23 protein-coding genes are annotated in these 21,078 nt (G+C 51.4%); all 23 read right to left on the bottom strand.

The features are described from left to right. Positions 1 to 84 precede the first annotated feature (84 nt). A complete protein-coding gene (spoIVB, locus tag NZD86_RS11310; RefSeq protein ID WP_268046657.1) occupies positions 85 to 1,377 on the bottom strand; it encodes a SpoIVB peptidase in 1,293 nt (430 codons plus the stop codon). Positions 1,378 to 1,468: 91 nt separating this feature from the next. Continuing rightward, positions 1,469 to 3,157, bottom strand: coding sequence for a DNA repair protein RecN (recN, locus tag NZD86_RS11305; protein WP_268046655.1), 1,689 nt, complete (start codon positions 3,155 to 3,157; stop codon positions 1,469 to 1,471). 17 nt (positions 3,158 to 3,174) lie between these two features. Next, on the bottom strand, positions 3,175 to 4,032 hold the full coding sequence (locus NZD86_RS11300; RefSeq protein WP_268046654.1) for an NAD(+)/NADH kinase: 858 nt from the start codon (positions 4,030 to 4,032) through the stop codon (positions 3,175 to 3,177). A 14-nt stretch (positions 4,033 to 4,046) separates the two neighbouring features. Next, positions 4,047 to 4,547 carry a hypothetical protein gene (locus tag NZD86_RS11295; RefSeq protein WP_268046652.1) on the bottom strand — a complete coding sequence of 167 codons (501 nt, stop codon included), beginning with the start codon at positions 4,545 to 4,547 and terminating at the stop codon, positions 4,047 to 4,049. A 41-nt stretch (positions 4,548 to 4,588) separates the two neighbouring features. Further along, positions 4,589 to 5,419 carry a TlyA family RNA methyltransferase gene (locus NZD86_RS11290; protein WP_268046650.1) on the bottom strand — a complete coding sequence of 277 codons (831 nt, stop codon included), beginning with the start codon at positions 5,417 to 5,419 and terminating at the stop codon, positions 4,589 to 4,591. Then, entirely contained in the window at positions 5,420 to 7,303 is a 1,884-nt protein-coding gene (gene dxs / locus NZD86_RS11285; RefSeq protein ID WP_268046648.1) for a 1-deoxy-D-xylulose-5-phosphate synthase, read from the bottom strand. A gap of 6 nt (positions 7,304 to 7,309) precedes the next feature. Beyond that, the gene (locus tag NZD86_RS11280; RefSeq protein WP_268046647.1) at positions 7,310 to 7,780 is read right to left on the bottom strand and encodes a CNNM metal transporter family protein; all 471 of its coding nucleotides are present in this window, start codon (positions 7,778 to 7,780) and stop codon (positions 7,310 to 7,312) included. Positions 7,781 to 8,609: 829 nt separating this feature from the next. Next, positions 8,610 to 9,485 carry a polyprenyl synthetase family protein gene (locus tag NZD86_RS11275; RefSeq protein WP_268046645.1) on the bottom strand — a complete coding sequence of 292 codons (876 nt, stop codon included), beginning with the start codon at positions 9,483 to 9,485 and terminating at the stop codon, positions 8,610 to 8,612. Positions 9,486 to 9,494: 9 nt separating this feature from the next. After that, positions 9,495 to 9,743, bottom strand: coding sequence for an exodeoxyribonuclease VII small subunit (gene xseB, locus NZD86_RS11270; protein ID WP_268046643.1), 249 nt, complete (start codon positions 9,741 to 9,743; stop codon positions 9,495 to 9,497). Further along, positions 9,715 to 11,118, bottom strand: coding sequence for an exodeoxyribonuclease VII large subunit (gene xseA, locus NZD86_RS11265; protein ID WP_268046641.1), 1,404 nt, complete (start codon positions 11,116 to 11,118; stop codon positions 9,715 to 9,717). Before xseA ends, xseB begins: the two co-directional genes overlap by 29 nt. Before the next feature lie 4 nt (positions 11,119 to 11,122). Further along, entirely contained in the window at positions 11,123 to 11,986 is an 864-nt protein-coding gene (locus NZD86_RS11260; protein ID WP_268046640.1) for a bifunctional 5,10-methylenetetrahydrofolate dehydrogenase/5,10-methenyltetrahydrofolate cyclohydrolase, read from the bottom strand. 81 nt (positions 11,987 to 12,067) lie between these two features. Further along, positions 12,068 to 13,075, bottom strand: a complete 1,008-nt coding sequence (locus NZD86_RS11255; protein WP_268046639.1) for an NAD(P)/FAD-dependent oxidoreductase — start codon at positions 13,073 to 13,075, stop codon at positions 12,068 to 12,070. A 135-nt stretch (positions 13,076 to 13,210) separates the two neighbouring features. After that, positions 13,211 to 14,179 (bottom strand): Kae1-like domain-containing protein, encoded by a 969-nt coding sequence (locus NZD86_RS11250; protein WP_268046637.1) that lies wholly within the window; start codon positions 14,177 to 14,179, stop codon positions 13,211 to 13,213. After that, the gene (nusB, locus tag NZD86_RS11245; RefSeq protein WP_268046636.1) at positions 14,176 to 14,625 is read right to left on the bottom strand and encodes a transcription antitermination factor NusB; all 450 of its coding nucleotides are present in this window, start codon (positions 14,623 to 14,625) and stop codon (positions 14,176 to 14,178) included. Before nusB ends, NZD86_RS11250 begins: the two co-directional genes overlap by 4 nt. A 6-nt stretch (positions 14,626 to 14,631) precedes the next feature. Continuing rightward, positions 14,632 to 14,862, bottom strand: a complete 231-nt coding sequence (locus NZD86_RS11240; RefSeq protein WP_268046635.1) for a DUF2273 domain-containing protein — start codon at positions 14,860 to 14,862, stop codon at positions 14,632 to 14,634. Beyond that, complete coding sequence (amaP, locus tag NZD86_RS11235) at positions 14,859 to 15,401, bottom strand: alkaline shock response membrane anchor protein AmaP (protein ID WP_268046634.1); 543 nt, start codon at positions 15,399 to 15,401, stop codon at positions 14,859 to 14,861. Before amaP ends, NZD86_RS11240 begins: the two co-directional genes overlap by 4 nt. 29 nt (positions 15,402 to 15,430) lie before the next feature. After that, complete coding sequence (locus tag NZD86_RS11230; RefSeq protein ID WP_268046633.1) at positions 15,431 to 15,859, bottom strand: Asp23/Gls24 family envelope stress response protein; 429 nt, start codon at positions 15,857 to 15,859, stop codon at positions 15,431 to 15,433. A gap of 142 nt (positions 15,860 to 16,001) precedes the next feature. Beyond that, on the bottom strand, positions 16,002 to 17,348 hold the full coding sequence (gene accC, locus NZD86_RS11225; RefSeq protein WP_268046847.1) for an acetyl-CoA carboxylase biotin carboxylase subunit: 1,347 nt from the start codon (positions 17,346 to 17,348) through the stop codon (positions 16,002 to 16,004). A gap of 13 nt (positions 17,349 to 17,361) precedes the next feature. Beyond that, positions 17,362 to 17,856, bottom strand: coding sequence for an acetyl-CoA carboxylase biotin carboxyl carrier protein (gene accB / locus NZD86_RS11220; protein ID WP_268046632.1), 495 nt, complete (start codon positions 17,854 to 17,856; stop codon positions 17,362 to 17,364). 125 nt (positions 17,857 to 17,981) lie between these two features. Beyond that, positions 17,982 to 18,581, bottom strand: coding sequence for a SpoIIIAH-like family protein (locus tag NZD86_RS11215; protein ID WP_268046631.1), 600 nt, complete (start codon positions 18,579 to 18,581; stop codon positions 17,982 to 17,984). A 24-nt stretch (positions 18,582 to 18,605) separates the two neighbouring features. After that, positions 18,606 to 19,193: a hypothetical protein gene (locus tag NZD86_RS11210; RefSeq protein WP_268046630.1), complete on the bottom strand. Its 588-nt coding sequence runs from the start codon at positions 19,191 to 19,193 to the stop codon at positions 18,606 to 18,608. A 1-nt stretch (position 19,194) separates the two neighbouring features. After that, positions 19,195 to 19,734, bottom strand: a complete 540-nt coding sequence (gene spoIIIAF, locus NZD86_RS11205; protein WP_268046628.1) for a stage III sporulation protein AF — start codon at positions 19,732 to 19,734, stop codon at positions 19,195 to 19,197. Beyond that, entirely contained in the window at positions 19,731 to 21,074 is a 1,344-nt protein-coding gene (spoIIIAE, locus tag NZD86_RS11200; protein WP_268046627.1) for a stage III sporulation protein AE, read from the bottom strand. The genes spoIIIAF and spoIIIAE overlap by 4 nt, the downstream gene beginning before the upstream one ends. Positions 21,075 to 21,078 lie beyond the last annotated feature (4 nt).

Genomic DNA, 21,078 nt, shown 5'->3' with positions numbered 1-21,078 from the left:
GATTTGGACTGTTTCTACATAATTCGACAAGGAGTCATCTCGTAAAGATGACTCCTTAGCCATTTTAATACACATTTATAAAATTCATACCGCTTGCTTACTGTGATTTAGGAAAGGATAGTAATGAAATGTAGGTTGAAGGTCTGTGTCAAACTTTGCTTGGTGGACCATCCACATGGCATATACAGCGTATCCGCGAGTGGGGTCAGAAACGAACACGTGAGTGACTGCGCCGACGAGCTTACCGTCTTGAACAAGCGGACTGCCGCTCATTCCCTGAATGATACCGCCAGTTTCGGCGAGCAACCGAGGGTCTGTAACTTTCACAATCATACTCTTCGTGGCCGGTGCCGATTGACGCGCCACATTGTCGATTTGAACATTGAACGCTTCTACTTTTTGACCATGCACAACCGTAAACATTTTGGCAGGCCCTTCGTGTACTTGTTCGGGAAGAGCCACTTGTACTAATTGATTTACGTCACAAGATGAGGGCGGTTTGATCATTGTACCGAAGACGCCATAAGGTGTATTGCGCCCAATTCTACCAAGTTGATCACTTGAGGTCGAAAATGTGCCTCGCTTTTCCCCCGGAGAACCAATTCGGCCCGGCTTTAAGCCCGTTATCATCGCACTGTACAACCCGCCGGATCCTACGACCGCTTGACCGGTATCCGTATCCGTGATGATATGTCCCAATGCGCCAAACGTGTGACGGGGTGGATCATAGAAGGTCAATGTACCAACACCAACCGTCCGATCACGCACGTACAATCCCAATTGATGGCGATTACCAGGTGATTGATTTGGTGCTGACACATCCAGTTCTCGGCGTACAGAGCCGCGCTCTACAGTGACGTGCACAGGCTCTTTTGCGTTTTCTAACGCACGTTGTAAGTCAGCAGCCGAGTGAATGACGTGTCGGTCGATGGCGATAATCATGTCACCAACTTGAATATGTGCTTTTGCACTTGGTGACGATCCGTCTGCAAGTTGCCGAAACCCGACCACAATGGGTCCTTTCGACTGCAAGCGAATCCCCACTGCCTGGCCACCGACAACAACTTTTGTCGAAGGCGTTACATGAACATGTGTCTTCCAAGGTATCAGTCCGAAGATGCGTGTAGAAATGTCCGCATTGCCTGGCGACGTTGACGTGACCGTCAACGCAGAGGATGATTCGCTTGAAGCCGTTGCCACTTGCTGATTCGATGAGGACGAAACTCTTGCCCCAGCCATTGGTATGGAAACTGTGTCACCCGCAGCCATGTTGACCTCTGTCGGGGTGCTTGCCAGTTTCTGAGCAACTGGCGTAAAGCACGTTGCAGTGATCGCAAGAAGCCCAATAAGTCTCAACGAACGTAGGCGACCAGCCATGATGCGTTCCCCCCTTGACTTGGCACCTCAGTTGAAGCGTAGTTCTAAGGTACCCGCAGGGAGCCGTCTTATAACGCAAAAATGCTCCCACCTACACGTGCGTGATGGAGTCCTTACGGAAGCTTTCCAACAGTGCATCAGCATGTTTGAATGCCGTATCGTCCGAGACCACAGCCCCAAGCAAGCGTCCGACTTCATCTCTTCGGTCCACGTCAGAAAGTGGAACAACCTCTGTCTTGGCTCGACCATCGACCATATTTTTGACGATTTGAAAATGCTCATGTCCAGCGGCAGCGACTTGGGCCGCATGTGTGACGCACAGGACCTGTCGATCACGACCGAGCTCACGTAGCATCTTCGCCACACGATACGCAGCCTCACCACTTACACCAGCATCGATTTCGTCAAAAATCAACGTATCGACCTGTTCCAGATCCGCTACAACCACTTTCAACGCCAGTAGTGTGCGCGACAATTCCCCTCCTGATGCAACTTTTTGTAGTGACATCAGAGGTTCACCAGGGTTTCCACTAAATAAAAATTCCACTTCGTCATAACCGTTTTCGGACGTGTTTGCCTCATCCGCAGATACTTTAATTTCAAAGCGGGCATCGTTCATGTGTAAGTGATGTAAGCGATTCTGAACTTCATCCTTGAGGGTTTTAGACGCGCGGACACGTGCTTTATGGAGCTTACCTGCAAGCTCCAGAAACCGCTTCTTGTGCTGTTGAACCTCAAGCTCAAGGGACTCGACAAGAGCGTCATGATCCATGAGTTCCCGCAGCGACTGCTTACAGTTCTGTAAATGGGTAAGAATTTCTTCCGAGGTGGGCCCATACTTTCGGGTAAGGCTGCGAATAACGACCAACCGATTCTCGATCTCCTCAAGCCGATCGGGATCGGCCTCCATCTTTGAAGCGACTTTACTCAAAGTAAAAGCGGCTTCCTCCGTATTTACCCGTGCATTTTGAAGCAGCGTTCGGATCTCTTCCGCTTCAGGAACTTGCCTGATCACTTCGTCGATCTCGCCTTCGGCTGTCGCCAACTGCGTCACTGCACCGTACATCGGGTCCTCTAGCGCAGCGGTCAAAATATCCAAATGCCCTTTCAGCTTCCCGAAAGCAAGCAGCCGGGATCGTTCCGCGCGAACCTCGTCTTCCTCACCGGGGGTGATGTCCGCTGACTCGATTTCATTGATTTGAAACTGAAGGATGTCAATTTGGCGCGCCCGCTCACCCTCCGACAGTTGAGCTTGATCCAGATCTTCCTGTCGCTTCCTCCATGTCCTGTACGCGTCAGCCGTCGCATGAGACAGACTAGTATGCTTGCCGAACAAATCAAGGAGAGTTCGTTGATACCGACTCGTTAATAGTGATTGTGATTCGTGTTGCCCCTGCATTTCAACCAGCGCATCGCCGAGGGATCTGAGCATTTGTACCGTCACATTTCGCCCATTCACCCTGCACGATGAGCGGCCGTTCGCGTAAAGGGTTCTCGATACGATGACCATGTCATCCTCCACATCGATGTCCCACTCCGCCAACTGTGAAATAACGTGTGGTTTATCAGCGACTTCGAAGACAGCTTCCACCAGTGCTTTGTCAGCCCCACGTTGAATGCTCCCAGAAGAAGCGCGCTGGCCGAGAACGAACCGAGTTGCATCTAAGAGCAGCGATTTACCCGCTCCAGTTTCACCCGTAAACACGTGCAGGCCACGACCGAATTTCAGGCGCAGGGAATCGATGAGGACGAAGTGTTCAACGTATAACTCGGTCAACACGAGAATTCACCCACCTATTAGCGTACGGTTCTAGTCTCTGTGGAGTTATGTAACTTGCTGCGTAGAACTGAAAAAAATTCACGATCCGGCCAACGTACGAGCGTCGTCTCATATGGCGCCCTTCGAATAATTATTTCATCTCCACTTTGCAGTGGAATTCCTTCTTGGCCATCGACCGACAGGTCAACGTCCTTGTGGGTCGCCTGTACGGTTGCACGAACCGTTTGGCTCGCATCAATGACACACGGTCTCGAGAACAGTGTGTGCGGGCAGACCGGGGTCACCAGCATCACCTGTAAATGTGGGCTGACGATTGGCCCCCCACAAGATAAAGAATAAGCCGTTGAACCCGTGGGCGTGGAGATAATCACGCCATCACCACGGTATGTATCAAGGTAGACGTCGTCTACATGTACATCCACGGTCACCATTCTAGCAAACGAGCCTTTACCCAATCCGACATCATTCAAGGCTGAAAACTGTGCAATTTCACTTTGCTGTCGATAGACGAATGCTTCCAACATCATACGCTTTTCCAGCTTATAGTCACTTTTAATGATCCGGGTTATCGCTGGCCCCAATTGAGAGGGTTCGGACTCCGTTAGAAAGCCGAGGTGGCCCACATTGATGCCGAGCAATGGAATATTTGAAGGCGCAAGTTGCCGGGCAACGCCCAGTAACGTGCCATCACCACCGAGAACCATGGCCAACTCAACAAACCGAATTTCAGGATCGACCTCTAAAATGGACGTCTCCCTATCCGCAGCGATATCTATAACGGATATGCCAGCCGCCGTTAACCGCGTCTCCACTTCCTGACGAACTGAACACGCCTGTGGCTTGCTAGGATTGTACACCAACGCAATTTTCCGCAAGGATATCCCTCCATTCACATGCGGTGAAGCCACGAAATCGCGACGAGCAGACCACCTGTGAACCACATTCCTCTGTGGAGGAATTGACGGACGCGAAACCTTCGTGATCGGTAAACAGTGAAATCCACATGTCGAACGGATTCGTCGGTCAAATTCAAGAAAATAAGTCCCTTTACATCAAGGATGACATAAAGAGGAAAATAGCGTTGACACATGTCCTCGTCTGACGGGGTCTCCCAGCCAACAAAAACAGCATAATCGCTTCCGTTTTTCCGAGCAATAAAGTGTGCATTCTCGCGATAGCTTATTGTCTGATCCCCCGTGTATGCAACGTACTTTGCCTCATTCTTGGTTTTCAGGATCTCATACCCATTGTCGGTTAGCCACTCCGTTGCCTTTTGCGGCAACCCTTCGAGTGATGACTCCTTATCTTTTTCAAACAATTGAACGACGATGGATTTAAGGACTACCCAAACAAGGAAGCAACCAGTACCAACCGCTAAAATAGACATCATGATAGACACCCTGTCTTGTCACATGATTGTCTATGGCCCATTCATCGTTCCAGCGTGATTTCCCGATGTTCCAGTACCCGCCAGGCTTCCGCGACGAGAGCTGCGCTCGCTGATTCCCAGTCAGACGCTTGTGCTGATCCTTGCATTTTCCACCAAGCTAGGAATTCGATGTTCCCATCGCCGCCGGATATCGGTGAATAGTCTAAGCCGTAGCATGACCATCCCATAGACGTGACATAATCCAGCATGTCCATTAAAACTCGATAATGAACCTGTGGGTCACGTATTATCCCGCCTTTTCCAACCGATTCCCGCCCTGCTTCAAACTGAGGTTTGATGAGGCTGATAATATCTGCTTCCTCTGTACAAACCACAGCAAGTTTCGGCAACAGCAATTTCGTGGAAATAAACGATACATCCATGACGGCTAACGATGGGGTAGGTTGAAATTGCAATTCGTCCACATGTCGAAAATTTGTTCGTTCCATCACCGTGACGCGCGGGTCATTACGGAGTGACCAGGCCAGTTGACCATAGCCAACGTCCACTGCAAAAACGTGTGACGCTCCGTTCTGTAAAAGACAATCGGTGAATCCGCCAGTCGATGCTCCGACATCGATGGCCACTCTGTCCGTCACAGATACTTGAAATCGCTCCAAGGCTCGCTCTAGCTTGAGCCCACCACGCGAAACGTAATTGTGCTCTGGGACGGTGACATCGATCACGATGTCCTCATGGACTTTCGTACCGGGCTTGTCCATACGTTCACCGTCGACTTTGACTAGTCCCGCCATCACTGCCCGTCGGGCCGCTTCACGACTTGCATACAGGCCACGTTCATGGAGTAAGACATCTATCCGCACCTTGCTCATTTAGTTCACCTGTCGTCTCGCGTTGGTCCTGTGATCTACAGAAAGCGCTGCTTGAACAATTCCCTCAACAGTTAGTCCCACGGTCTTCAGAAGATCAGCAGGGCTGCCGTGCGGTATGAATCTATCCGGCAACCCGAGCCGCTTCACGTCAGCCGCTACAGACGCGTCCACCAAACATTCGAGAATGGCGGAGCCCATTCCACCCATCAGAGCCGCTTCCTCAATTGTCACAAGTGGCATGACTTGAGCGGTGTCGATGACCAAGTTCTTGTCAAGCGGTTTGACAAAACGAACGTTGATGACTTTCGCGTCGAGTGCGTGCTCGTTAAATAAAATATCCGCGGCCTTTAAAGCCAAATCAACCATCGGCCCAAGAGCAAATAACGCCACGTGGCTGCCTTCTCGAACGACTTCGGCCCGCCCGATGGGAACCGGTTGAACATCTTCTATGAGATTATCCTCCACCAGCGAATCACCACGTGGGTAGCGCACCGCAGAGGGCCCATCGATCGTTAGTGCGGTTTTAACCATCCGCTTCAGCTCATCACCGTTTCGAGGCATCATAATGGTCATATTTGGAACCGTTCGAAGAAATGAAATATCAAACGCACCCTGATGCGTTTCACCATCGGCCCCTACGAGTCCCGCACGATCAATACCGAACATTACAGGCAAATTTTGAATGGAAACGTCATGAATCACTTGGTCGTACGCTCGTTGCAGGAATGTTGAGTAGACGGCGAACACGGGTCGCATACCCTGAGTGGCAAGACCTGCACAGAATGTAGTGGCGTGTTGTTCAGCAATGCCGACGTCAAAGCAACGATTCGGGTGTTCTGCCTGGAATGCAGTCAATCCCGTGCCAGGGAGCATTGCCGCCGAAACCGCAACAATTCGGTTGTCTGTCCGGGCGAGATCGCGAATGGTTTCGCCAAAAATTTGGCTGTACGATTTCGTCTTCTTTTCGCCCTTACTTTGACTTGGCCACGCATGGAATTTATCCGGCGCATTTTCAGCGGAAGCGTATCCCTTGCCTTTCTGAGTGATCAAGTGAAGCAGCACGGGCCCCGTCAACTGTTTTGCGTCTTCGAGTGTTTTGAGTAATGCCCGAAGATCGTGCCCGTCAACAGGACCTAGGTAACGAAATCCAAACGCTTCAAAGAACTGTCCAGGGACGACCATGGTCCTCATGCCGTCTTTGAGGCGTTCCAGCGTATTGGTCAGCCTGTTTCCGATAGCCGGCAGCTTCCGAAGCAATTGCTCCACATCCGCCTTCGTACGGGCATAGGTCGGATCGGAACGAAGCTTTGTTAAATAACTCGACAACGCCCCTACGTTTGCCGAAATGGACATCTCATTATCGTTCAGGATGACCAACAAGTTCGTTCCCAAATCGCCTGCATGGTTCAAAGCTTCCATGGCCATGCCACCGGTTAACGCACCATCACCGATCACTGCAACCACGTGATTGTCTTTCTTCTCGATATCCCTTGCCACAGCCATGCCAAGAGCAGCTGAAATGGACGTGCTCGCATGACCTACGCCGAATTGGTCGTGGACGCTTTCGTTCCGGCGAGGGAACCCGGCCATTCCACCAAATTGCCGCAACGATGCGAAACCCTCTCGCCGCCCCGTCAATAATTTATGTACATACGCTTGGTGACCGACGTCCCAAACAATTTTATCTGTTGGACTGTTGAATACCCGATGTAGCGCCAACGTCAACTCAACAACGCCGAGGTTTGCTCCGAAGTGGCCACCTGTCTTAGAGACCGAGTCGACCAAGAACATTCGGATTTCCTCAGCCAAGCGAATGAGTTGAGCAGTGTCTAATGTCTTTAGCTGCTGTGGTTCTTTCAAATGTTCTAAAAGCGTGATTGACACCCCATCTCACTTGTTCCGCCCGCGTGGACGGCGTTTAACGAATGAAACTGTCTCCCAAATACGAGCTGCCATCAAGATGATTGGCGTCGGAGAGTGAATGGCAACGGTTTTCCCAATCGCCTTTCCCCCGACAGTCAGAGACGTAATGAGAGCTGTCAGTCCAATTTTAACAGCCTCGTCCCTCCATCCGCTAGCATGTGTGGCCGCGAGCAATTGTACACTAACGGCCAGTGCCCCTGCTCCACTTAATACACCAGCGATATCCCCCACGACGTCACTGCAGATACTGGACACTTTTTCCGCATTGCGGACGATGGTGATAGCACGGCGTGCACCGTATACACGTTTAGACGCCATTGCATGAAAGGGCGTCTCGCGCGCGGCAGCTGCTGCCATTCCTAACATATCGAACAGTGCCCCAACAAAAACAATGCACAGGACGACGACAGCACCGATATACCAGGTTGTTGAATTCAAAAAAATGGTAGATGTATCAAAAACCGCACTGATTGGTAACGTCAGTGCGGCTATTAGCAAAATAAATTTATAATTGGATTTAGGACCAGATTTCTTCATCGAAACCTCACTTAAATGTTAAGATGGGTGGCAACGCCTTGAGTAAACGCTGTGGCTTAGGTCCAGTAGGTTTTCCCAGGCACACACCAAAACGTCGCCGTTTCGGCGGTTTCCCTTTAAGTGTGCCTTGACAGCGTCACCGACTGTCAGACTAGATTACCACTTAGTCCACACTATAATCCTCAAGGTGTCTCACTTTGTAGCGAACAGTCTAGGCGTTTTCCGCGGCAGCCGTTACCGCACCCTAGCCTCTTTTGCAGTACGGATTTCACCCAGCACCAACGATATTACCGCGGCCACGGCCATATCGCCTGAATACCTGGGATCCTTCAGCACCACTCAAGGCAGGCTACGCTGCACACAGATTGCCTCCGCATGCAGGTTCATACCCCAAGCCGTAACCCTTCCACTAGTGGACTGCGAGCCACGCACTTGGGCCTCCGCGAAAGCTGGGCTAGGTTCCGCATGCCATTGCAGACTACCCAACTTTCTTAACTCCCAGCATAAGCCCAGGGCTGGGCGCCCCAAGCCAACACCAGGAACTTCATCGATGTGCCCTTTGACGGATTTTTAGCCCCGCCTTGAGGCACGGACGGCTGACTAGAATACTGCGCCACCCAATCATGTTAACAAAGAAACTATAAGTAGTATAACATATGTTCGGTTATCGTGCTGAATTCCTTATTTCCAGTGCATACAGGCGTTGCATAACTTGCTACAGTACGTTAGATTAGTGACTCCGTTCCAGAATTTGTTCCTGTAACTCAAAGAGCGGACTCCTAGCAATACCAGCTTCCCTCAGTGCCGTTTCCCCACGTTCTATCGTTGCACGCGCACGCTCTCGAGTCGCGTCAACTCCGATAAACCGTGGGAACGTTAATTTGTTCTCCTGTTCGTCCTTTCCGGGCGTTTTTCCTAATTGTTCCCGCGATCCGACAACGTCAAGGACATCATCGATCATTTGAAACGCCAAGCCAAGCGCCTCACCATAAATGGATAAAGCACGAAATTGTATCTCAGTCAACTCTGGAAACAAAGCACCGATTTCAATTGACGCCTGAATCAACCGAGCCGTCTTGTTCAGGTGAATGAAGTGAACGTCATCCAACGACCCACTGCGACCGGTCATTTCAATGTCCACAGCTTGTCCACCGACCATGCCGTTTGCGCCACTTCGCAGTGCAAGAAGTTGAACCATCCTCAGCTGCCGTTCAGCAGTCACGCTTGGCATTCTCCGAGAGATTCGAGCAAACGCCTCAGTTAAAAGCCCATCGCCGGCCAACAGCGCCATGGCTTCGCCGTAAACCTTGTGGTTCGTCGGTTTCCCCCGACGCAAGTCGTCGTCGTCCATACACGGCAAATCATCATGAATGAGCGAATAACAATGAATCATTTCGATGGCTGCTGCTGCCGGCAGCGTCTCCTGCCGTGAGACACCAAAGCTTTCCGCCGTCGCCATGCACAATGCGGGACGCAACCGTTTTCCGTCCGTTAGGAGGCTATAGTTCATGGCCTCAAAGAGGCGGGCTGCACGTTCCCCTCCCCAAAACATGGACGACAGGTATGCATTTACTTCAGTTTTACAAATCTCTAAATACGACGTCATTCAAAGGCCTCACTCTGCGTCACTGACTTCACCGACAACTGACTTCTCCGCTATCTCATCGCCGTCATCAAAGGAAAGCTGTTCCAACTGTAACTCGGCTTTGTCTAATTGCTCACGACAAAATTTGACTAACTGCATGGACTCCTGATACTTTTCCAGCGACTCAGAAAGTGGCAGTTCACCTGCCTCCAACTGACGGACAATTTCCTCCAATCGCTTCATCGCGTCCTCAAATGTCAAGTTTGGTTTGTTCTCCACCGGAATATACCCCCTTTTCGGTTGTTACTTGTGCCGTGACCGTTCCGTCGGCAACGCGCACGTCGATCCGCTTGCCAGGCGGCAAGTCTTTGATGCTCGAAATAATGCGGTTCTGTCCCTCATCATAAACAACACTATATCCCCGTCGCAAAACACGAAGCGGATTCATGGCTTCGAGCATAGCAATCTGCCGATCCAGTTTTGCCCCGCCTTGCTCAATCTGTCGCTTCGTCAACTGCGCACTTTGCTGAGCCAAAGTTTGCGTGCGGTAACGCAACGTAACCAGTCGGCGGTGTAAGTCCACCCGCGCCAGTCTCCGCTCGCTATCCGCCAATTGTTTTGTCGCCTGTCGCATGGGACGAACGAGACCATCACGAACGCGGCTTTCCATGTAGTCCACCGACTGTCGATGAACTTGAATAATCCGTGCGGGCTGTCGAAGAACGGGCCGTTCGCGAAGGTCGGACAATCTTTGTCGATGCCCCTTCAGCTTCCCTGTCACCGCCCCATACGATCTCGATACCGCCTGCGCCAGCTGATAGTGAATATCCTGGCGATGTGGCGCAACAAGTTCGGCCGCTGCGGTCGGTGTCGCTGCGCGAACATCGGCGACAAAATCACAGATGGTCACATCCGTCTCGTGACCAACGGCAGACACAACCGGCACCGGGGAAGCAGCGACAGCCCGCGCAACCATTTCTTCGTTAAACGGCCACAACTCCTCCAGCGATCCGCCACCGCGTCCGATAATGATCACATCAACGCTTTCTTGCAGTGACCATAAACGGCGCAAACCTCGTACCAGGGTCTTCGCTGCTTCCGTCCCTTGGACTGCAGCGGGCGCCAGAATAATTTTTGACAACGGGTACCTCCGCTCGATGGTCGTGTAGATATCTCGTATGACCGCCCCCGTTGCCGATGTCACCACACCAATGCGCGTCGGGTAGGGTGGCAAAGGCCGCTTCCGATCCGGCGAAAAAAGTCCCTCCGCCTGCAATTGATTTCGCAGCTGCTCGAATCGAATGTACAGGGCGCCAACACCGTCAGGTTGCATGTCATCGATGTACAGCTGGTATTGCCCATCGCGATCGAACACACCAATGGCACCAATACACACGACACGCATGCCGTCCTCGGGTCGAAACCGGAGCCGTCGGTTGCGACCTGCAAACATCACTGCACGAATGCGGCTCTGTTCGTCTTTGAGCGTGAAGTACATGTGGCCACTTGAATGATGCTTAAAGTTCGAGATTTCACCAGAGACATGACATTGAACGAGTCGAGGATCCGATTCGAGACGTTCCTTGATGACTCGATTTAACTGGGTGACGGTGAAAACCTGCGCCTCGACTCCGTTTGGCATAGGTGTACTCACTTTCTCATCTCCCCCATTTCTCCAAACCTCGGCGCCGCGTCGCAAGTTCGATAGTATTATGCATTAACATGGTCACCGTGAGAGGACCCACGCCGCCCGGCACAGGTGTGATAGCGCCTGCTTTCTCCTGAACCGATTCGAAATCGACATCTCCAACCAAACGCCCATCGACACGATTGATTCCCACGTCAATGACGGTTGCTCCGCTCCTCACATCGTCTGCGCCAATTAAGCCAGCCTGTCCGACCGCGACGACTAAAATATCGGCCTGCAGAGTGAATTTCCGGAGGTCCTCCGTTTTGCTATGACATTGAATAACCGTCGCATTATGGGTCAACAACAGTTGCCCAGTGGGCCATCCGACAATTTGACTGCGGCCCACGATGACAGCCGTCTTGCCAGCAATCGAGATGTCACTTCGTTTGAGGATTTCATAAATACCCGCCGTCGTGCAGGGCCATATGACAGGCGATCCGGTCGCGTACCGTCCGACGTTGTACGGATGAAACCCATCCACATCTTTGTCCGGATCAACAGCAGCTAGAACAGCTTCCGTATCAATATGCGAGGGAAGTGGGAACTGCACCAATATCCCGTCGACCGTAGGGTCCGCATTGAGTTGTTCGACCTCTCTAATTAGCTCTCCTTGTGTTACGGTCACCGGTAGAAATCGTACGTCACCGGCCATGCCGAGTTTATCAGCCATACGTTGCTTACTCCGAACATAGCTTGCCGAAGCCGCGTCATCTCCCACCAACACAACGACCAACTTTGGTTGAATGCCGATAGATCGAAGGTTTTCTATGCGGTCTTTTAAATTCTCTCTGACCTGTTCGGCAATGACTTTCCCATCAAGAACCCGCGGCATTGTATCTCCTCCATAAAAAAGAGTTCACACTACCTTGTAGTGTGAACTCCGGACTAGACCTACACAAATAACAGAAAAAAGTTACTGCTTCATGCTCGTACTGTGCCCAGGGAAGAGGCGCGCCTTCGGATCAATATACGTTTTCGCATTGTTTACTGCAGTTGGCGCTTCCCCAAACCCCGTTGCAATGAGCTTTACTTTTCCTGGGTAGGTTACGACATCACCCGCGGCATAGACGCCAGGGATGTTTGTCTCCATCCGACTGTTCACAACAATATCGTTCTTTTCGATTTCCAATCCCCATTCTTTGATTGGACCGAGAGATGCAGTGAATCCGAGACCACTGACGATAGAATCCACTTCGAGTTCTTGTGTCTCTTTCGTCTGATTATTAACGATGACGGCCGATTCGATCCAGTTATCCCCGCGGACCTCCGCCAACTCGTAAAATGTCTTTATCTGAACGCGAGATTCGTGCAACTGCCGAACACTCTCTTCGTGTGCGCGGAATTGGTCACGTCGATGAATCAACGTAACCGAGGCCGCCACTTCGTCCAGCATGAGCGAATAATCGACAGCGGAATCGCCACCACCGATGACCAGAACACGTTTGCCCCGATACTTGTCAATTCGATCAATATAATAGTCAAGACCGCGCCCCTCATATTTTGCAGCCGTTGGCGCTGGCAAGGGCCTCGGCGTAAACGCACCGATGCCGGCACAGATAATAATAGCACGTCCGACGTGAACGGACTTATCTGTGTGTAATTCGAACAGTCCATCTTCCCGACGTACAAGAGATTGTACGGCTTCATTTAAATGAATGCCAGGTTGATTTTGCATCGCTTGATCGATCAGTTGGTTGACCAATTCACGAGCTTGAATCTTCGGGAATCCCGCCACATCAAAAATAAACTTCTCAGGGTAGAGTGTGGCTAATTGTCCGCCAAGTTCCGGCAAACTATCGATTATTTTGCAAGATGCATTTCGCATTCCACAATAAAATGCCGCAAAAAGCCCCGTTGGGCCTCCGCCTATAATAAGCATGTCCGTTACTTGTTCCACTACAGCAGCCTGCTCTTCCGTCATCGGGGTGCCGCCTCCTCCACATGCAGTTCCCAAAAAGGGTATAAGTTTTGCCTCATTATACAGGAGTCCGAATAAAAAAACTATCAATTCCGATGTATTTTCTTGAATATTATAAAAGATATTCAGTGACGCCAGTCACCTGCGTAAAAAAGCAATGCGAGCCACCCCAAGGGCGTTGTCTCGTGCAAAGTCAGCCGGTGCGAACTGGACAACTGCTCCGCGAATTCGGCGCTCTAACCGCTCCGTTACGTGCCGGCGAATGAACGCATTGGACGCCACACCGCCCGCCACCAAGACGTCTTTGACTGTGTGCGCTTCACTTTTCACGACATGTTCAACGGCTTTCGCCACACTGACCGCGATACAACGTTGCACGGCGCTTGCGACTTCACCAGGAGCAACATGTGAATCAATGGCTCGAAGAGCTGCACTGAGCGGGCCGGAAAAACTTATCGCAGCCCCGTGTACCGCGGACGGAATGGTAAAGTCCTCGGGTCCGTCAAACTGATCGGCAAGTTTCTCCAGATGCGGCCCTGCTGGAAATGGAAGACCTAGGCGAACGCCAATGCGATCCACAAATTGACCTGCGTGCAAATCAAGACCCGCCCCGACGAGGGCAATTCTGTAACCAAAATGAGTCCGTTCTGCAAGCATGACGTCAGACGTTCCGCCTGAAATATGTACACCGACAAAAGGTCCCCTTGACATAGGCGTAAAGTATTCAGCTGCCGCCAGGTGTCCCTCTTGATGGGACGTTCGAACGACCGGGATGCCCAAAGCCTGTCCGAAGTTCATGGCGAAACTGGCCCCGGCTTGAAAAACCGGCATGTATGACTGCGCATATGGTCTGGGCCGAACGGAAACCCCCACAGACGTCCACCTGGGTTGAATCGTCTCAGCATGAAGTTGCTTCATTAAATCAGCCATGACAGTCGGGAGTTGCTGAACATGAAAAAAGAGCGCATCGGACTGTCGAAGCCCTCTTTGCCCTTTCGTCACTGGCAGAATCATGCGCGCAGATGCCAGTAACCTACCATCATCTGCGCTCACGGCACATAATGATGTCGTATAATTGCTCGTATCAACGCCAAGAACCGTGTTCATTCCTCTTCCGTCTTCCCACCTGCACCCGGTTTTACGGCCTCATCCGGTCGAACGACAGGCAACATTTTTGCTAACACACCATTTACGAATTTACCAGATTGTTCCGTGGCATAACCTTTGGCAAGCCGAACAGCCTCATCGAGAATACTCGCCGCCGGCATCGTTGCGTCGTAAAGTAACTCATACGTCGCCAGTCGTAAAACGTTCAGTTCAACTCGGCCCACTCGCTCCGTTGACCATCGTTCCATAATCTTTTCCAATTGCTCGTCCAATTCAATTAAATGATTGCGCGTGCCAACGACCAGTGAACGCACGTACTCCAAGTCCCTATCCGAAACCGTTTTGTCCTCCAAAACGAATGCGATGGCATCGGGTACTTCGCTGTCACTGATATCGATTTGATACAGGGCCTGCAGAGCACACTGTCTTGCTTCGTGTCGCGTCAAATATATTCACTCCGTAAATCGTTCTGCGAGTAGTTTATCCAAAAGATCACGCCATGACTGATTCTCTTCTAAGATACGGCCGACCACGTAGCCTATACCCGCTAAGACGAGCAACAACAGCGTGCGCCAAAACCCAAACAACATCCAAAACAGCCAAAAGACGGCTCCTATGATCATTCCGTGATAGCGGCGCGGTAACAGAGAGAATTTGAGCAGTGCGCGCCGGAGTAAGCTCATGCTCCACTCCACACTTTCCCTTGCTTCTGTGAACTGGACAGTTCACTCACGTGCACAAGTACCTGTTCCACAGTAATGCTCGTGGCGTGCTCCACATACTCTTTGACAACCGTCTGGACCTCACGACTCGTCGCGGCAATGTCTACGTCCGGCAGGACCTGCATCCGAACGAGAACGATTACACCATCCTCGCCAGGCCGAACTCTCGTGTCAAGCCCTTCAGACCCTTTTACTTGTCCACCGCGTCGATTTGCAAGCTGGCGTATTGTGTCATAGGAGATGCGTATCTGTCCGTGCTCACCCGTCATCGCGACGAAGTCCGCCAGTTGCGGACGTCCGATGCGGTAAAAGAGAAAGCGCAGACCGATGAGAACAATGATGACACCTGCGACGATGGCCACGATATTAATCGGGGACGCGGACACCATACTCAAGGTATCCGGCCCAAGGACATTGGCACCAACAAGGGCCAAAATCACACCTAAACACAAACTGGCCAAGGCCAACAAAAATAAAAGAATTCGGTCCAAAATGCTCACAGGATCCCTCCGCCATACACACTTCGGGGTTACAGTTGCGGGCTATGCTCCACGCCGACAAAGTGGTCGGCGTCGGTCAGTTTGTCCTTTTCCGACTGAAACACGACCCCGACAACGCGCACATTTACGCCATCAACTGTAAGCCCGGTCATGCTCTCAATTGACTCCTTCACGCGCTCTTGAATATGGAAACTGGTATCCGGAATATTGACACCAAATTGTAGAACAACTGAAATTTCGACGACGCAGCTTCTGTCGTCTTCAGTAAACTGTACCTTGACACCCTTGGCCAAGTTTTTTCGACCCGTGAGCGACTCTGTCAGACCGCCGGCCAGTGAACCACTCATGCCAGCTACACCTTCAACTTCACTTGTTGCCAAGCCGGCGATGATTTGAATCACTTCATCCGCAATGTGAACGGTACCGTGCTCACTTCGTTCGTATTCCATATCCGCCATGTAACTCACGCTCCTCGACCTCGTTGTCGTCTTATTTTATGACAAGCCCCGCGAGTGATATGACCGACTGTCCCTGCTTGGCCTAGCTGCCTGTCACATCGCGTCGCCACGACAGTGCGACGCCCACATTGTCAACACACGTTTACAATATTTTATTTTCTTCCAAGAAGCGAGTCGATACGTCTGATTGTCGAAATTTTTCGTTCTGTAAAAGTGCCAAATGAAATGGAATGGTCGTCTTTACACCCTCGATTTCGAACTCCTCCAACGCACGCAACATACGTGCAATGGCTTGTTCTCTGTCGGGCGCCCAAACAATCAGCTTCGCAATCATAGAGTCATAAAAAGGCGGAATCGTATATCCCGGATAACACGCAGAATCTACGCGCACGCCGTTCCCGCTCGGCGGAAGATACGCGCCAATTGTTCCTGGTGACGGCATGAACTGACGTGTCGGGTCTTCGGCGTTGATTCGGCACTCGATTGCGTGTCCGCGTAATGTAATATCCTCTTGCGCAACTGACAGCGGTTCACCAGCCGCTGCGAGAATCATTTCCCGAACCAAGTCGACCCCCGTCACCCACTCCGTCACTGGGTGTTCGACTTGAATGCGAGTATTCATCTCCATGAAGTAAAATTCACCATCTTCACTGTAGATGAATTCAATTGTACCCGCACCCACGTAATCCACTGCGCGGGCTGCAGCTACCGCCGCGGCACCCATGCGGTTGCGGGTATCCTCATCTAAAACTGGGCACGGAGCCTCTTCGACAAGCTTTTGCATCCGTCGTTGGACTGAGCAATCGCGTTCCCCGAGATGAATGACGTTGCCATGTCGATCCGCTAGCACCTGAATTTCTACGTGCCGCATCCGTTCAATATATTTCTCAATGTACACCCCAGGATTGCCAAAGGCAGATTCGGCCTCACGTTGTGCCGTAACCACTGCTTGCCGCAGCGCGTCCTCGTCGTAAACAACGCGGATCCCTTTACCGCCACCGCCAGCCGTCGCTTTAATAATGACCGGGTAGCCGATGGTCTTAGCAATTTCAACGGCGTGATCGACACTATCGATTAGGCCTTCACTACCCGGGACGGTCGGTACGCCAGCCTTCTTCATGGTCTCCTTGGCAACCGCTTTATCGCCCATCATGTCGATGGCACGAGGACTGGGACCAATAAACGTAATGCCACATGCTTCACACGCTTCTGCGAAGTCACTGTTTTCCGCAAGAAATCCATATCCAGGGTGAACTGCGTCCACCCCGCGCAACGTTGCCACAGACATAATACTTGGGATATGTAGATAACTCTGTTTTGCAGGCGTAGGACCGATGCAGTACGCTTCGTCAGCAAGTTTGACATGCAATGCCTCTTTATCAGCAGACGAATAGATTGCAACTGTCTCAATCCCCAACTCACGGCATGCCCGAATAACCCGAACAGCTATTTCGCCGCGGTTAGCAACCAGAACTCGTTTAAACATGATGCGAATCTGCTCCTTATGACAACCGAATTTTGAACAGCGGTTGACCGTATTCGACCAATTGACCGTTCTCAGCGAGAACTTCAACGACTTCGCCGTTCACTTCCGCCTCGATCTCGTTCATCAGCTTCATCGCTTCCACAATGCACACTACGGTTTTGCTGTTGACCACCGAACCAACTTCGGTAAAGGAAGGGGCATCAGGCGACGGCGAACGATAAAACGTTCCCACCATGGGCGACACAATGACGTGTGTTCCTTCGTCATTTGCGGCTGCAGGACGTTCGTTCGTCACGGCCGGTGCTTGCCCACTCGCTGCGGGTGCCGCTTGAACGACAGGCTGTGGGGCGACTGCCGGAGCAGCCTGAACTGGTGCTGCATATGTGACTGTGTGTTCCGGTTCAGGTTTCTTTAGATGCAATTTCACATCTTCAGATTCCAAATGAATTTCAGATAGGCTTGTTTCATCAAGTAAGCGTATCAGTTCGCGAATATCACCGATTTTTAACACTCGTATGGTCACTCCTTGAGCGCAATTACAAATTGCTCGTCCTAGTATACCATATTGATAACAGCCATCTCTAGACAATAGAAAGGCCCCACTGCCATTTTGCAGCGGGGCACGAAATCGCCACCTTAGCTATTATGCGCTTTAACAGTGACATTCAGCATGGACACATCGAGTTGCTGGCTGACGATATTCATAATCTTAATCGCGTCGCTTTTTTGCAAGTTGTTCGTTTGCACATAAACTTGGAAGTTTTGTTCTTTCGCGTCAGGGACGATGACGGCATTGGTGAATCCATCTGCCTTGATGGCCTGCGTTGCGTTACCCAGACCGGCGTTTAGGGACTCTAACTGTCCGACTTGTTTTGCAGCTTGTGCAACTTGATCCGACGAAGCGTTATTGTTTGCCATCACAGACTTGAGGCTGGCGATTTGCTGAGACATCTGCTGATCGACACTCGTTTGCTGACTGGTGAACCAGTCGCTCACACTACCTCCAGTTGGCCCCGTGGTCGTTGACGTAGAATTATCCCCTGTCGTTGACCCCGAACCCGAGCCTGACCCCTGTGCTGAAGATCCAGTACCTGGTGTGTCTGATGACGTCGATACGCTTGGATTGCTAGGCGTTGCAGATGTGGTGCTGGTTTGATTGTTCATGGTGTAGTAACCAATCAACATGAGTGAAAGCACCATCATCGTTGAAAGCCATACCGTCTGCCGTTTTACCATTTTGATATCCTCCTAGTCTAGCATCTAGTTTCCCTTTTGAGGCTCTACACTAATTTTATATGCAGGCACGTCCAACACATTCGTAATTGATTCAATGATTTCTGATTTTGCTACAACAAAATCATCTGCACTCACTGTGACCAGTACCCCGCGGACATTCGGCTGGACCGTTGACAGGACGTACGGACCGCTTCCTCCCACGCCATTGCCTCCTGAATATATTTGATCCGACTGGCTGGTTGTCGTAGATTGCGTCGAACCACTACCGGATACCGTTTTACTTGAACTATCATTTTTTGCGACCGTTAGGATCCCCGATGAATCAACCGTGACCATGACGTGAATCGAATGAATTCCCTGTATCTGCGAGAGGATTTGCTGCAAGTTTTGGTCGTAACCAGCCTCAATTTGTTCAACGGTCATTGCTTGGTTCGTGCCGCTCGTGTTTTCAGTACCCGTCTGTGGCTGTGACCCTTGAGACACCGACACCGATTCCGATAACGCTGGTCGGTCAGCCTTTGGCGGAAAAAATGACCCGACGAGAAGCAGCAAGATACCGATCCCCGCCATGGCCAGTAACCATTTGTTCTGAAACAGCGTCTTGAAATCCACCTCATTCGCCTCCGCTCATACGGATGGTCACCTGCTGTCCACTGACGTGGAGCTCACCCGCGATTTGCTTGACGATCGCGCTACGGACAGACACATCCGTCGTGTCGGTTTCGACAACCGCCTGTAACTTGTCCGGTTGGTTTGCATTTTGAATGGTCAACTTGACCACGTGCGCTCGTAAGTCGCCGGGCAGTGCCATCTCGGTTGCGTCAGCCAAAATCGTGTCCGCCTGATGTGTTTCCTGTTTTTCGATTTGCGATTCGTACGTAGATAAGGTCGACTGATCAATTTGTCCACCCGACGATACACCCCCACGCTGCGTCCCTGTTAGCAACTCCTGTGCAGCTGTATTCGCGATTTGGTCCGCCCAATCTCGATGGAACAAGGGTGTAATGGGTTGAATCATGGCCGCGATGATGGCAATACCGAGAACTGCCCGCACATATTTTTGCATCGACTTCGTAGGGAGCAACAGGTCTGCGATGATGCTGATAAGAACTATGAGCACTAAGTGCTTCAGCCACTGACCAAGCAACATCATGCCGTGATCACCGCCAAGTTTGCTGTCGCAAGCAGAATGCAGATCGCGAAGAAGAACATCATGCCGACGGCCGCTACGCAGGCAAATACGAGCACAAGCGTCTTACCCAGTGTGGATAGACAGGCGACCATTGGTGTATCGCCGAGCGGTTGCATCAATGCCGCACTTCCCCCGTATATGAGCGACACAGCGAGGATTTTCAGTGCAGGAAAGATCGCTATCAAGCTGAGAATGATCAGCCCAGCAATACCAACGGCGTTTTTTACCAAGAGGGAGGCGCTCAGCACAGTTTCTGCTGCGTCACTCACGGCCTTTCCGATGACCGGAACAAATGTACCAACGCCAAACTTCAGCGTGCGCAGAACAACCCCGTCAGCGATTCCCTTACCTGCTCCTTGAATCGTCGTGATTCCAATGAAAACGGACATGGCAAATCCGAGAATGCCCATACCAATTGTTCGCAGGAGAGTTGCTAGCCGCGTCAGTTGGTACCGAACGGACAGCGTACTGGTCAAATCCAAGACGGCGGAGAAGAAAATCAGCGGAAAGACGACAACAAAAATGAGATTGCTGATGAAATGGACGGCAAACAGTAATACCGGCTGAAAAAATGCTGCGGATGCCAGCGCACCGGACGCCGCCAAAAGCGTGACAGTAAGCGGGATCGTCGCCAGCATGAAATGATTCATGGTCTCGATGGCGTGACGCGCCGCCCCCATTGTTTCCATGAACGAGTGCACGGCGAGCATCATCAGCGTAAAAAAGACCACCATGTATGCCACTTGACTGACTGTCTGACGCTCAAATGCAGTTTGCATCGACTCGAGGACCGCGGCTAACACCGTTAAAATGAGAATGCCGCCGAGAAGCTCAGCATCATCGAATAGTTCAGTAAAGAAATAGCGGAGCAAGCCGTGGGAAATGTTTGCGAAACTAGGGCCGCCATTTCCTAAAACCGCATGGACAAGACTACCGCCGGATAGATTCGGAAGATATCCGCCGTATGTGGCCTGTAAATCGTGCCAATACTGATCGATCCGTTCGACTGGCAAATGGTCTAGTTGGTCATGCGCTGCACGTTCAATTGCACTCCTCGTGGCAGACTCCGCACTTTGTCCAAACGGCGACTCTGTATCCGGTGCGCCCGCCGTGTTGGTGCCTCCCCCATCCTGAACCGTCCCTCCTGGATTCTGCGGTGTACCGTTAGCGGTGACCGTGATCGACGAAGAGAGGGATGAGTTGGTGTTCGAGTCAGCCGATGCAGTGGTGATATGCAGAAATGTCACAGCCAACGCGGCAAAGAGTAAGGTGACAATCACCCGAAGCAACTGACGTGGCACGAGG

This window comes from Alicyclobacillus dauci (assembly GCF_026651605.1).
Lineage (GTDB): Bacteria > Bacillota > Bacilli > Alicyclobacillales > Alicyclobacillaceae > Alicyclobacillus > Alicyclobacillus dauci.
Note: the sequence above shows the minus strand (reverse complement) of the source record. Positions and strands in the feature narration are given on the sequence as shown.